Source organism: Rhizobium sp. Leaf306, assembly GCF_001423425.1.
Lineage (GTDB): Bacteria > Pseudomonadota > Alphaproteobacteria > Rhizobiales > Rhizobiaceae > Neorhizobium > Neorhizobium soli.
The window spans coordinates 52,131-65,136 of record NZ_LMNX01000006.1 but is presented as its reverse complement, the minus strand read 5'-3'; the positions used below and the strand labels follow the sequence as shown (position 1 = coordinate 65,136).

Here is a 13,006-nt window from a genome sequence, read left to right as displayed (position 1 = left end):
CCGATCAACGGTTCGATAACGTCGAAAGCAAGCATCATGCAGGGTAATTCAGGCGCGGTCATCGTCATTTCCAGCCATGTGATCCGTGGCTCGGTCGGTAACCGGGCCGCCGTCTTCGCGCTCGAGACCCTGGGATATCCCGTCTGGGCCATGCCGACCGTCGTGCTGCCCTGGCATCCAGGGCACGGTCCTTCGACGCGCCTGACGTTTCCCGAATCGGATTTCGACAAGGCTATAGACGATCTTATCCGGGCGCCATGGCTCGGCGAAGTGAAGGCGGTGCTGACCGGGTATTTCGGAAATGCCGCGCAGCCGCGCGCCGTGGCACGACTGATCGAGGCGCTGCGGAGAAACAACCCGGACCTTATCTATGTCTGCGATCCCGTGATGGGTGATCTCGGCGGGCTCTATATCCCGCAGCCGACAGCCGAAGCGATCCGCGACGAGCTTCTGCCGCTTGCCACCATCGCCACGCCGAACCGATACGAGCTTGCCTGGCTCTCGGGTGCACCGCTCGATGACAACAATGCGATCATGGAGGCGGCAATCGCGCTCGGGCCGCCGCGGATGCTGGTGACCTCGGCCGTGCCGATGATGACCGGCAGTACCGGCAATCTCTATCTAACAGGCAATCATGCGCTTCTGGCTGAACACCGGCTGATCGACCACGCCCCCAACGGGCTCGGAGACCTGCTTTCAGCGGTTTTCCTTGCCCGCGTCATGTCCGGCATGGATGAGGAGAAGGCCCTACAGACCACGACTGCCAGCGTGTTCGAAGTGCTGGCGCGCTCGGTAAAACGCGGCGCTAACGAGCTGACGCTGGAAATGGATGCCGCCAGCCTCTCGATGCCGATGGCGATGGTCCAGATGCGCCGGCTCGTGCATCCCCTTAAGAGGCGCAAGCCGTAAGCTCAAACAGCATGCGCATCCACACAATGGCCGTTGATTCTCGTCTGGCTGCACGATAATCGTGAGCCATGAGCGAATTTCCAGAAAAACTGCTTTCGGGCTACCGTAACTTCATGAGTGGTCGCTACAGCGACGAGCGGGAGCGCTATCGCGCGCTTGCCGATACCGGCCAGAAGCCGCATACGCTCTTGGTTGCCTGTTGCGACAGTCGCGCGGCGCCCGAGACGATCTTCGACTGCGGTCCGGGAGAACTCTTCGTGGTCCGCAACGTCGCCAACATGGTACCGCGCTACGAGCCCGACAGCCAGTTTCACGGGACATCGGCTGCGGTTGAATACGCGGTGCAGGTGCTCGAGATCCGCAATATCGTAGTGATGGGCCACGGCCGCTGCGGCGGTATCCAGGCAGCGCTCGACGCTTCCATGAAGCCGCTGTCGGAGGGGGATTTCATCGGCAAGTGGATGGGTTTGGTCAGGCCTGCGGCCACGCAGATCCAGAGCAACGACCTGATGACCCAGAGCGAGCGTCAGACAGCGCTCGAACGGGTGTCGATCCGCAATTCGATCGCCAATCTGCAGACCTTCCCCTTCGTCCGCAATCTCACGGAAAAGGGAGAACTCGACATTCACGGCGCCTGGTTCGATATCTCGACCGGCGAGTTGTGGGTGATGAACGAGAAGGGCGATTTCACCCGGCCAGACATCAGTGTACCGGCGATCGAGGCCGAGCAGAGCCCGGCCTGATCATTTCAACGGTGTAACGGCTCAGCCGCCGTCGATCTGGGCGCCCATGTATGCGATCGCCTGCTGGTAGACGGTTGCCGCGTTCCAGCCCTGGATGGCGACGAAATTCGGCTCGCCCTGCTGGTAACCGGCGCCTGTACGCCAGCCATGACCCTTGAGGAAGTTGGCGGTCGATGCCAGGGCATCGGCGCGCGAACGGACCATGTCGATATGGCCGTCACCGTCGCCATCGGCGCCGTAGCGGATGACGTTGAGCGGCAGGAACTGGGTCTGGCCGATTTCGCCATGCGCTGCACCCTTTGCAGTGGTGCTGAGATCACCGCGGGCAACGAGCTGCAGGGCAGCGTAAAGCTGTTCGGTAAAGTAGGCCGAGCGGCGGCAGTCATAGGAAAGCGTTGCGACGGCTGACAGCGTATGCTGGTCGCCCATGTAATTGCCGAAACCGGTTTCCATGCCCCAGATTGCCAGGATCGGGCCGGCCGGAACGCCGTAGCGGCGCTCAATCGACGCAAACAGCGCTGCGTTGGATTTCTTCATGGACTTGCCGCGCGAGATGATCGTTGCGCCACCGCGCTTTTTCATGAACTCGTCGAAGGAAAGCTTGAAGCTTTTCTGGCCGCGGTCGGCGCGAATGGTCGGGCGGTTGTAGACGACGTTGGCAAAGGCGCGGTCGAGAACTGCAGGGCTGATACCCTTGGACGGTGCCTGCTGCTTGAAATCGGCGACCCAGCGGTCGAAACCGGCTCCATCATTGCCGCAGGCGGCGGCAAAGGCCGGGGCTGCGGTTGCAAGCGTTGCTGCTGCGATCAATCCTGCCAGAATAGTCTTCATCATGCGGTCAAACCCGTCGAAAGTCCGGATTGCTTGGCCGAAAGCTTCCGGAAGAATTGCGCTATATTCGGCCTTATGACCCCAGTGGCGGATAATCGCAATTCATCTTCCCATGAATAGTTCGTGAAGAGAGACGAATCGAAAAAACCCCGTCATTTCTGACGGGGCTTTCTAAGCGGATTTGCTTAATAAAGTACGTTACTTATTAAGCAGCAACCTTGCGTGGCTTGATGAGACCGCGATTGACCAGAAGTTCGGCAATCTGGATCGCGTTTAGCGCGGCACCCTTGCGCAGGTTGTCGGAGACGACCCAGATGTTGAGTCCGTTTTCGATGGTTGCGTCTTCGCGGATACGCGAAATGTAGGTCGCATCTTCACCGGCGCATTCGAGAGGCGTGATGTAGCCGCCGTCTTCGTGCTTGTCGATGACAAGGCAACCCGGCGCTTCGCGCAGGATATCGCGGGCCTGATCGGCTGTGATCTCGTTTTCGAACTCGATGTTGACGGATTCGGAGTGGCCGATAAAGACCGGAACGCGCACGGCCGTGCAGGTAACGCGGATCTTCGGGTCGAGCATCTTCTTGGTCTCGGCCAGAACCTTCCACTCTTCCTTCGTGTAGCCGTCTTCCATGAAGCTATCTATATGCGGGATGACGTTGAAGGCGATGCGCTTGGTGAACTTCTTCGATTCGACCGGATCGGCGACGAACACGGCGCGGGTCTGGGTGAAGAGTTCGTCCATGCCTTCCTTGCCGGCACCGGACACCGACTGGTAGGTGGAAACGACGACGCGCTTGATCTTGGCAAAGTCATGCAGCGGCTTCAGCGCGACGACGAGCTGGGCCGTCGAGCAGTTCGGATTGGCAATGATGTTCTTCTTGGAGAAACCGACGATGGCGTCGGGGTTCACTTCCGGAACGATCAGCGGCACTTCCGAATCGTAGCGCCAGGCGGACGAGTTGTCGATGACGACGCAGCCCTGCGCACCGATCTTCGGCGACCACTTCTTGGAGGCATCGCCGCCGGCGGACATCAGGCAGATGTCGGTATCGGAGAAATCGTAGTTCTCGAGGTTGGAAACCTTGAGCGTCTTGTCGCCGAAGGAAACTTCCGTTCCCTGGCTGCGGGCGGAGGCGAGTGCGACGACTTCATCAGCCGGAAAACCACGTTCCGCGAGAATGTTCAGCATTTCCCTGCCGACATTGCCGGTTGCACCGGCGACTGCGATCTTGAAACCCATTTCTTTGCTCTCTTTCTGTCTCTCCTCGGTTTTCTGAGGGGGAAGCCCGTGTCGCGCGCGACGCGGTGTTCCTTGTCCCCGGCCGTACCGGGGAGAGAGCGGTGGCCAGAGACGTCAGACGATAATTTTCGTCGTCGTTTTGGCCGTGGTTTTGTCGGAAACCGAAAGGGCAACATCCAGCCGCCCGGCAGATACTGCCAGGTCATAGCACGCAGCAAAGCGAAAGTCGCGGCGAAGCATGGACACTCCTTTTCCAAAGCTGCTCATAAAAGATTTTGCCGCAGAGTCAAGGTTGATGCGATCGGACCTCGGCGCCGTTATCACGTTTCTGTCATTGCACTGTCATGGCATGGGGCTATCCCCGAACCTCTATGCGACGCAACGACGGGGGTTTTCCATGCGTATGCTTCTTGCTGCCTTTGCAGCCACCACAATTCTTTCCGGCGGCGTGCAAGCCGCCCACGCCGCGAACGTCTTTCCGCTTGATCGGGCGACGATCCTGACCGGCTCTCCATTCGATTTCAAGGTCGAGTTCAGCTCGGTCGTAAAGCCTGAGGACGTCAAGATCACCGTCAACGGCCAGGACTACAAGTCTGTGTTCGGCAAGGATGTCGAGTTCGTTGCAGAAGAGAAAAACAAGGACAAGGTTCTCGGTTCCGCCGTCGTGCTGCGCGCACTGACGATCGCGAATGCCGGCGACTACAAGGTTGAAGTCTCTGCTGGTCCGGAAACCAAGAGCGTGACCTGGAACGTTTATGGCACCGCGGCGCAGCCAAAGGCCAAGAACGTGATCTTCCTGATCGGTGACGGTCTTTCCGTGGCGCATCGCACCGCTGCCCGCATCATGGCCAAGGGCATGACCGAGGGCAAGGCAAACGGACGTCTCGCAATGGACGACATCCCGCCGGCAGCCTTTATCGGCACGTCTGCGACGGACGCCGTTGCCACCGACAGCGCCAACACGATGTCGGCATATATGACCGGCCACAAGACAGCCGTGAACGCAATCGGCGTCTATGCCGACCGCACGCCTGACTCGCTGGACGATCCGAAGGTTGAAACATATGCGGAGGCGGTCCGCCGCCAGACGAAGAAGTCGATCGGCATCGTCACGACCGCAGAAGTTCAGGACGCAACACCCGCAGCCGTCGTCGCCCATACCCGCAAGCGCGGCGACAAGGCGGAAATCAACGGCATGCTCTTCGACGTCAAGCCGGACGTCCTACTCGGCGGCGGTTCCGCCTACTTCCTGCCCCAGGCGACGCCTGGATCCAAGCGCAAGGACGACAAGGACTACATCGCCCTGTTCAAGGACGCCGGCTACATGCTTGCGACCAGCAAGGCTGAACTGGCAACGGCATCCGGCACCAATACCGGCAAGATCCTCGGCCTGTTCCACACCGGCAACATGGACACGACGCTTGACCGCGAATTCCTGAAAAAGGGCACGACCGCGAAGTTCCCGGACCAGCCGGGCCTCGTCGACATGACCAAGGTTGCGCTCGACACGCTGTCGAAGAACCCGGACGGCTTCTTCCTGATGGTCGAAGCTGCCAATATCGACAAGATGTCCCATCCGCTGGACTGGGACCGTGCCGTCGTCGATACGATCGAGTTCGACAAGGCAATCGCCGCTGCCCGCGAATTCGCCGACAAGAACCCTGACACGCTGATCGTCGTCTCCGGCGACCATACCCACGGTGTTTCGATCATCGGTACGGTCAACGATGAAAAGCCGGGCGACGACATGCGCGAAAAGGTCGGGACCTATGCCGAGGCAGGCTTCCCGAACTATACGGACGAGAATAAGGACGGTTATCCTGACAAGGTCGATGTTACCAAGCGCCTTTTCCTGAACGCGAATAACGGTCCTGATCATTACGAGACCTTCCGTCCGAAGCTCGAAAATCCCTTCGTTCCCGCCATCCAGAACGAAAAGAAGGAATATGTCGCCAACGAAGCCTACAAGGATGTCCCAGGTGCCGTTCTCGTGACCGGCATCATCCCGAAGAGCGCTGACAGCGGCGTCCATGCGGTTGACGACGTGGTGCTTCAGGCTGCCGGCCCGGGTTCGGAAGGCTTCCGCGGCTACATGGAGCAGAGCGACGTCTACAAGGTTCTCGCGGAAACTTTCGCGCTGGGCGCCAAGCAGACCAACTAATCAGACCTATCGGGCATGAACGACAAGACTGAAAGAGGGGGCATGTCCTGTGGCATGCCCCCTGTCCAATGAGATATCGCGGGACTTGAAGATATGACTCACCTGCTGGATGATGACTGTGATCAACGCGGGAGAGTGATCATGGGAGCGCTCGAGATGGTCGACCGTCGCCAGATGCTCAAGACCTCGCTTGGCATCATTGCCGGCCTGCCGCTGCTGATATCAGGCGCAACCGCCCGCGCAGAAAACGGGCTTTCCTTCGACGAACTCTATGGCAAGGTCAGCGTTCTTGGTCTGGAATTTTCCGACAAGGTCAAGTGGCTGAACGGCCAGGAGATCGCCATGCGCGGTTTCATGGCGCCACCGCTGAGGGCGGAAGCCTCGTTCTTCGTTCTGACCGAAGTGCCGATGTCGATCTGCCCGTTCTGCTCCACCGATGCGGACTGGCCGGACAATATCGTCGTTGTCTATCTCGATGAGAAGCAGACATTCACCCAGCCAAGCCAGACGATCGAGGTGCGCGGCACGCTCGAGATGGGCTCGTGGACCGATCCGGACACCGGCTTCGTGAGCCTGCTGCGGATCCGACAGGCGGAATACGGTACGGTCTGAAGACATGATGCCTCTGAAGGTGCAATCCCTCGCCGTCTCGTTTCCCGGTCTGGCGACACCGGTTCTTTCCATCGCGAACCTTGAGATCGCCGCCGGTAGCCGCGTTGCGCTGACGGGCGGGTCGGGATCGGGCAAGAGCACGCTTCTCAATATCATTGCGGGGCTGGAGCGTGTCGGTAGCGGCCATGTGGTCTGGGGCGGGCAGGATATCGCCAGACTGTCGGAAGGCCGGCGAGACCGCTGGCGGGCCGAAAATGTGGGCCTCGTGATGCAGGATTTCCATCTGTTTGCGGGCCTCTCCGCGCTGGATAACGTGCTGCTGCCGGCAAGGCTTTCGCGGGTCTCGACCCCGGATTTGGTGAAAAGAGCACATGAGCTGATCGAGACCGTGGGGTTGAAGCGTACCGGCCAGCCCGTCGAGACCATGTCGCGCGGAGAGATGCAGCGGGTAGCGATCGCCCGGGCGTTGCTGCGCAAGCCGGGTGTCATCATTGCCGACGAGCCGACGGCAAGCCTCGATGTCGAAAACGGCGAGGCGGTGGGGGATCTGCTTTTGTCGGTCGCGGCCGGTGCCGGCAGCACGCTTGTTGTGGCGACGCACGACCAACGCATGATCGAACGCCTCGACCGGCGCATCGTGCTCAGGGGCGGGTGCATCGTCGGCGATGATGTTGTCGGGAAGGTGCCGGTATGATCCGTTTTATCATCGCCGACCTGCGGCGTCTCTGGCTGGGCTGCGCCGTCGTGGTGCTTCTGGTTGCCTTAGCTACGGCGCTCGGGGTTGCCGTGACCCTGCAGGAACGGTCGCTGCGTCTCGGCAGTGCGCGTGCCGCCGACAAGTTCGATCTCGTGATCGGCGCCTCCGGCAGCGAAACGCAGCTGATCCTCTCCTCGATCTTTCTCCAGCCCGCGCCGCTGCCGCTGGTCGATGGAGAGCTACTTTCGAAACTTGCCGCCGATCCGCGCGTCGCCTGGGCAGCTCCCGTCGGTTTCGGCGATTCCTTTGCCGGCTATCCGATCGTGGGAACGACGACGACGCTTGTGACCAGCACGACGCCAGGCTTTGGCGAGGGGCGCTTGTTTGCCGCGGAAGGCGAAGCGGTTCTCGGCGCTTCCGTCACTCTTCCGGTCGGTGCCGTCGTCAAGCCGATGCATGGAACAGCCGAAACCGGTGGTCCAACCCATACGGACATCGCATACAAGGTCGTGGGCAAGCTGAAACCTACCGGCACGCCTTGGGACCGCGCCATTCTCGTGCCGATCCAGGCCGTATGGCATGTCCATGGTCTCGGCGACGAACCTGAGCACGAGGACGGAGGCACGGAGCCTGCGGCAACTGTCGCCTCTGCCACCCATGACGAAGACCATCACCACGGCGGCATCGATCCGGATGCGCCGATCGTTGAGGATTTCGGCGCTGATACCCCCGGCCTGCCGGCCATTTTGGTCAAACCGAAGTCGATTGCCGACGCTTATCGCCTGCGTCAGGCCTATCGCGGCAATGGCACGGTGGCGGTCTTTCCCGGCGAGGTGCTGACCGGCCTTTATGCAACGCTTGGCGATGCGAAAATGGTGTTGAGTGCGGTCGCTGCGGGATCTCAGGCTCTTGTCGCGGCGGCACTGGTGCTGGTGACGGTGATCCATGTGGGGCAACGGCGCCGGCAGATCGGCGCGCTGCGCGCGTTCGGGGCACCGCGCGTCGCCGTGTTCCTCATCGTGTGGCTGGAGCTTCTTCTCCTGGTTGCGCTTGGCATCGGGCTCGGCTTCGTCTGCGGGCTACTGGCGGCGCAGTTCGGCGCCCATCTGTTTACCGCGAAAAGCGGGGTCATCCTGCCGGTCGGGTTCACGAGAGACGACGTACGTCTGGCACTTTTTCTGCTGGGCTTTGCAGCGGTCCTTTCGGCCGTGCCGGCACTTCTTGCCTATCGGCAGTCGCCCGCCCAGGCGCTTCGCTCCTGACCATTCCGAGCTACGTCATTAGACGAAAGTCATAAGCCGAAAGCATGTCTCATCCGGCGTGCCAAATTCTGTCACTCTGCAACGATTGCGCTAACCTGTCTGGCCGAGGAGGAGAATGGCCGGACAGGAAGGCACGGAGTTCATCTTGTTGGGAGGACGACAATGGCACACGTCGCAACGGCAGCCCGGACGAAGGCTAGCCCCATGACGCGCGAGGAAAAGAAGGTCATCTTCGCCTCGTCGCTGGGTACCATTTTCGAATGGTATGATTTCTATCTCTACGGAACGCTTGCCGTCATCATCGGCCGGCAGTTCTTTTCGGCGTTTCCGCCCGCCACGCAGGCCATCTTTGCACTGCTGGCCTTTGCTGCAGGCTTTCTCGTCCGCCCCTTCGGCGCACTGGTCTTTGGACGGCTCGGCGATCTTGTCGGACGCAAATATACCTTCCTGGTCACGATCGTGATCATGGGCCTATCGACATTCTTTGTCGGTCTTCTGCCGAGCTACGAGCAGATTGGTGCAACGGCGCCCATCCTTCTCATCGCGCTGCGCATGTTGCAGGGCCTGGCGCTTGGTGGCGAATACGGTGGTGCTGCTGTCTATGTGGCGGAGCACGCCCCGCCCGGTCGCCGCGGATTTTACACGGCCTGGATTCAGACGACGGCGACGCTTGGCCTGTTGCTGTCGCTCGCCGTCATCGTGACGCTGCGCGTCAACATGGGTGAAGAAGCCTTTGCCACAAGCTATCCGGTCATATTCGGTCTGCTGGGCGGCTGGCGCATTCCGTTCCTCGGATCGGCACTGCTGCTTGCCGTCTCCATCTACATCCGCTTGCAGATGAACGAGTCCCCCGTCTTCCAGAAGATGAAGGAAGAAGGCACCCGTTCGAAGGCACCGCTGACGGAAGCCTTCGGCACCTGGAAGAACGGCAAGATCGTGCTGATCGCACTGTTCGGTCTTGTCGTCGGCCAGGCGGTCGTCTGGTATACCGGCCAGTTCTACGCGCTGTTCTTCCTGCAGAGCATCCTGAAAGTCGACCTTCTGACGGCGAACGTACTGATTGCCTGGTCGCTTCTTCTCGGCACACCATTCTTCCTCGTCTTCGGTGCGCTGTCTGACCGCGTGGGCCGCAAATGGGTCATTCTGGCAGGCTGCGCGCTCGCAGCGGTCACGTACTTCCCGCTATTCCACGCATTGACCAATACCGCCAATCCGACCTACGCGGCAGCGATCAAAAACGTCCAGATCCAGGTTTCGGCGGATCCGGCGACATGCGGATCCCTGTTCGACCCGGTTGGTATCAGAACCTTCACGCAGCCCTGCGACGTCGCGCGACGCACGTTGTCGCAGCAGGCGTTTACCTACACGCTGGTGCCAGCAGCCGCCGGTGCGCCAACCACGGTCAGCGTGGCGGGCACGGACGTTCCCGTTGCCAATGTGACGTTGCCGGACGGCAAGACCGAAACCTTCGCCCAGCGTCTCGGCCCGGCCAGCGTGGCAGCCGGCTACCCTGCCGCCAACGATGCTGCCAAGGTGCGTGTGGATGGCTTCTTCGCGGTGTTCGGCAATGCCCAGGCTTTGACGGTCATCGCCATTCTCTGGGTCATGGTCGTCTATGTGACGATCGTCTACGGCCCGATCGCCGCGGCGCTGGTGGAGTTTTTCCCGACACGCATCCGCTATACCGCCATGTCGCTGCCGTATCACATCGGCAACGGCTGGTTCGGCGGGCTGCTGCCGGCCACCTCCTTCGCGATCGTTGCCTCGACCGGGGATATCTATGCCGGCCTCTGGTACCCGGTCGGCTTTGCCGTTCTCACGATCATCATCGGCGCGGTCTTCGTGAAGGACCGGCGCAATATCGATCTTAACGACTGATCAGTCAGCAAAAAAGAAGGGCCCGGCGGAAACGCCGGGCCCTTTTTCGTTTCAGGGCAGTGGTCCCCTCGCGGGATGCCTCAGGCCGAGAGGCCGGCAAATTCCTTGAGGATGGCGTCGCCCATGTCGCCGGTGCCGACCTGGCGGCAGCCGTCGGCCATGATGTCGCCGGTGCGGATGCCCTGGTCGAGAACGTTGGCGATCGCCTTTTCCAGGTTGTCGGCTTCAGTGATCATGTTGAAGGAATAGCGAAGACACATGGCAAAGGACGCGATCATGGCGATCGGGTTGGCAATGCCCTTGCCGGCAATATCCGGTGCCGAACCATGGACCGGCTCGTACAGCGCCTTGCGCTTGCCGGTCTTGCCATCGGGTGCGCCGAGGGACGCGGACGGCAGCATGCCGAGCGAACCCGTCAGCATGGCCGCAACATCAGACAGCATGTCGCCGAACAGGTTGTCGGTGACGATGACGTCGAACTGTTTCGGCGCGCGAACCAGCTGCATGCCGCCGGCATCGGCCAGCATGTGGTCCAGCTTCACATCGGAATACTTGGCCTTGTGGATCTCGGTGACGACCTGGTTCCACAGCACGCCGGATTTCATCACGTTGCGCTTTTCCATCGAGCACACGGCATTCTTGCGGGTGCGCGCCAGTTCGAAAGCAACGCCTGCGATGCGTTCGATCTCGTAGGTGTCGTAGATCTGGGTATCGATGCCGCGCTTCTGGCCGTTGCCGAGATCGATGATTTCCTTCGGCTCACCGAAATAGACGCCGCCGGTCAGTTCGCGGATGATCAGGATGTCGAGCCCGTCCACCAGTTCGGGTTTCAGCGAAGAAGCGGCGGCAAGCGCCGGATAGCAGATGGCCGGGCGCAGATTTGCGAAAAGCTCCATATCCTTGCGCAGACGCAGCAGGCCGGCTTCCGGGCGCACCTCATAGGGCACACTATCCCATTTCGGACCGCCGACGGCGCCGAACAGGACGGCATCGGCCGCCATCGCTTTTTCCATATCCGCGTCGGAAATGGCGGCGCCATGCGCATCATAGGCGCAGCCGCCGACCAGACCTTCGTCGGTGACGAAATCGGCACTCATGGCGTCGTTCATATGGGCGATGATCTTGCGCACTTCGCCAATGGCCTCTGGACCGATGCCATCACCGGGAAGCAGGAAAAGGTGTTTTGCCATTGTGCAGATGTCCTTGATTGTTCAGGCGGCGGTTGGGCAGCTGTTTCAGGAAGCGCCGGCACCGATGCGTGCGGTCACTTCGATCTCGATTTTCATTTCAGGGGTGGTGAGGCCGCAGACGATCATAGTCGCTGCCGGACGGATGCTGGCAAATGCCGATCCGACGACCTCGACCACAGAATCGTAATCGGCCATGTCGACGAGATAATAGCGCACGCGGACCACATCCTTCAGGCTGCTGCCGGCTTCGCCAAGCGCTTTTGCGATAGTGGCGAGCGCGTTGCGGGTCTGGTCAGCGACATCGTCAGGCATCACCATCAGGGCATAGTCATAGCCCGTCGTGCCAGAGACATAGACCATGTCACGGTCAACAACTGCGCGGGAATAGCCGATCCGTGCTTCGAAGGGTGATCCGGAGGAGATATGCGTGACCATCTGATGACCCTCAGAGCCAGGGGCGTTCCGTGCTGTTCTTGTCCTCGAAACTCGAGATCACGGCGTCGCTCTTCAGCGTCGATGCAATATCGTCGAGACCTTCGAGAAGGATCTGGCGGCGGCCGGGGTCGATGTCGAAATGCAGCGAGCCGCCATCCGGGCCGGTGATCTTCTGTGCTTCGAGATCGATCGAAATGACGGCATTGGAGCCGCGATCCGCGTCATCGAGCAGCTTTTCGAGATCTTCCGGAGATACGATGATCGGCAGGATGCCGTTCTTGAAACAGTTATTGTAGAAAATGTCGGCAAAGCTGGTCGAGATCACGCAACGGATGCCGAAATCGAGAAGCGCCCAGGGCGCGTGCTCGCGGGAAGAGCCGCAGCCGAAATTGTCGCCGGCCACAAGGATCTTGGAATTGCGATAGGCCGGCTTGTTCAGGATGAAATCCGGGTTTTCTGACCCATCCTGATTGTAGCGGGATTCTGCAAACAGTCCCTTGCCGAGACCGGTTCGCTTGATCGTCTTCAGGTAGTCCTTGGGAATGATCATGTCGGTGTCGATGTTGACGACCGGAAGCGGCGCTGCGACGCCTGTGAGTTGCGTGAACTTGTCCATGATCTGCCTCCAAGGGAGTTGTCGTGAAGGCCAAATAAAGCAATTTGCCGCCGATTTGAAGGGCATTATGCGTTCAACCGGTACTCCGCTGCGCCAGAGCGCGCAGGCGGAGCGAACATGATGACGCTAGAGGTCGATGATGGTACCGCGGCCGTCGTTCCACACACGGATATCGCGGCTGGCCGGCTTTGGTCCGAACGATTTCGCTCGCACGGGTACAGGGTTCAACCTGGTCGAGATCGCCCTACCAATTGAAAGAAGGACGAGAATGCCGGCAAATGCGACGGTCAGAGACGCTGTAAAGAGCGCCGCCATGGCAAGCACCGCAATAGCTGAGGCGACGACGAAAAATGCACGAATGTTTTGCATGGATCATACCTTTCAACGTCTGAAATGTGGGACCGGCCGGCCCCGCTTACAAGTGGTTTCACG

Annotated in this window: 14 protein-coding genes; 7 read left to right on the top strand and 7 right to left on the bottom strand. The window is 60.3% G+C overall.

The features are described 5' to 3' along the window. The first annotated feature begins 33 nt into the window (after window positions 1-33). On the top strand, window positions 34-909 hold the full coding sequence (pdxY, locus tag ASG19_RS21945; protein ID WP_062463045.1) for a pyridoxal kinase PdxY: 876 nt from the start codon (window positions 34-36) through the stop codon (window positions 907-909). 68 nt (window positions 910-977) lie between these two features. Then, complete coding sequence (locus tag ASG19_RS21940) at window positions 978-1,652, top strand: carbonic anhydrase (RefSeq protein ID WP_062462828.1); 675 nt, start codon at window positions 978-980, stop codon at window positions 1,650-1,652. Window positions 1,653-1,673: 21 nt separating this feature from the next. Here the strand turns inward: ASG19_RS21940 and ASG19_RS21935 are convergent, their stop codons facing one another. The 3 genes from ASG19_RS21935 to ASG19_RS24655 form a co-directional block, all read right to left on the bottom strand. Then, the gene (locus ASG19_RS21935) at window positions 1,674-2,486 is read right to left on the bottom strand and encodes a lytic murein transglycosylase (RefSeq protein ID WP_062462825.1); all 813 of its coding nucleotides are present in this window, start codon (window positions 2,484-2,486) and stop codon (window positions 1,674-1,676) included. Between the two features lie 202 nt (window positions 2,487-2,688). Next, complete coding sequence (locus ASG19_RS21930; RefSeq protein WP_062462822.1) at window positions 2,689-3,723, bottom strand: aspartate-semialdehyde dehydrogenase; 1,035 nt, start codon at window positions 3,721-3,723, stop codon at window positions 2,689-2,691. Between the two features lie 114 nt (window positions 3,724-3,837). After that, window positions 3,838-3,963: a hypothetical protein gene (locus ASG19_RS24655; protein WP_274604908.1), complete on the bottom strand. Its 126-nt coding sequence runs from the start codon at window positions 3,961-3,963 to the stop codon at window positions 3,838-3,840. 157 nt (window positions 3,964-4,120) lie between these two features. On the opposite strand from ASG19_RS24655, the gene ASG19_RS21925 reads away from it, so the two are divergent. The 5 genes from ASG19_RS21925 (at window position 4,121) to ASG19_RS21905 (ending at window position 10,333) form a co-directional block, all read left to right on the top strand. Further along, on the top strand, window positions 4,121-5,884 hold the full coding sequence (locus ASG19_RS21925; RefSeq protein ID WP_062462819.1) for an alkaline phosphatase: 1,764 nt from the start codon (window positions 4,121-4,123) through the stop codon (window positions 5,882-5,884). A gap of 141 nt (window positions 5,885-6,025) precedes the next feature. Continuing rightward, window positions 6,026-6,496, top strand: coding sequence for a hypothetical protein (locus tag ASG19_RS21920; RefSeq protein WP_244476255.1), 471 nt, complete (start codon window positions 6,026-6,028; stop codon window positions 6,494-6,496). Window positions 6,497-6,500: 4 nt separating this feature from the next. Next, the gene (locus ASG19_RS21915; protein WP_062462815.1) at window positions 6,501-7,190 is read left to right on the top strand and encodes an ABC transporter ATP-binding protein; all 690 of its coding nucleotides are present in this window, start codon (window positions 6,501-6,503) and stop codon (window positions 7,188-7,190) included. Next, a complete protein-coding gene (locus ASG19_RS21910; RefSeq protein WP_062462810.1) occupies window positions 7,187-8,455 on the top strand; it encodes an ABC transporter permease in 1,269 nt (422 codons plus the stop codon). The genes ASG19_RS21915 and ASG19_RS21910 overlap by 4 nt, the downstream gene beginning before the upstream one ends. Before the next feature lie 162 nt (window positions 8,456-8,617). Beyond that, entirely contained in the window at window positions 8,618-10,333 is a 1,716-nt protein-coding gene (locus tag ASG19_RS21905; protein ID WP_062462807.1) for an MFS transporter, read from the top strand. An 80-nt stretch (window positions 10,334-10,413) separates the two neighbouring features. Here the strand turns inward: ASG19_RS21905 and leuB are convergent, their stop codons facing one another. The 4 genes from leuB to ASG19_RS21885 all read right to left on the bottom strand — a co-directional run bounded on the left by leuB (window position 10,414) and on the right by ASG19_RS21885 (window position 12,943). Further along, window positions 10,414-11,523 carry a 3-isopropylmalate dehydrogenase gene (leuB, locus tag ASG19_RS21900; RefSeq protein WP_062462803.1) on the bottom strand — a complete coding sequence of 370 codons (1,110 nt, stop codon included), beginning with the start codon at window positions 11,521-11,523 and terminating at the stop codon, window positions 10,414-10,416. A 45-nt stretch (window positions 11,524-11,568) separates the two neighbouring features. Next, a complete protein-coding gene (locus ASG19_RS21895) occupies window positions 11,569-11,958 on the bottom strand; it encodes a RidA family protein (protein ID WP_062462799.1) in 390 nt (129 codons plus the stop codon). Between the two features lie 10 nt (window positions 11,959-11,968). Further along, entirely contained in the window at window positions 11,969-12,574 is a 606-nt protein-coding gene (gene leuD / locus ASG19_RS21890; protein ID WP_062462796.1) for a 3-isopropylmalate dehydratase small subunit, read from the bottom strand. 126 nt (window positions 12,575-12,700) lie between these two features. After that, a complete protein-coding gene (locus tag ASG19_RS21885; protein ID WP_062462792.1) occupies window positions 12,701-12,943 on the bottom strand; it encodes a hypothetical protein in 243 nt (80 codons plus the stop codon). Window positions 12,944-13,006: the final 63 nt, after the last annotated feature.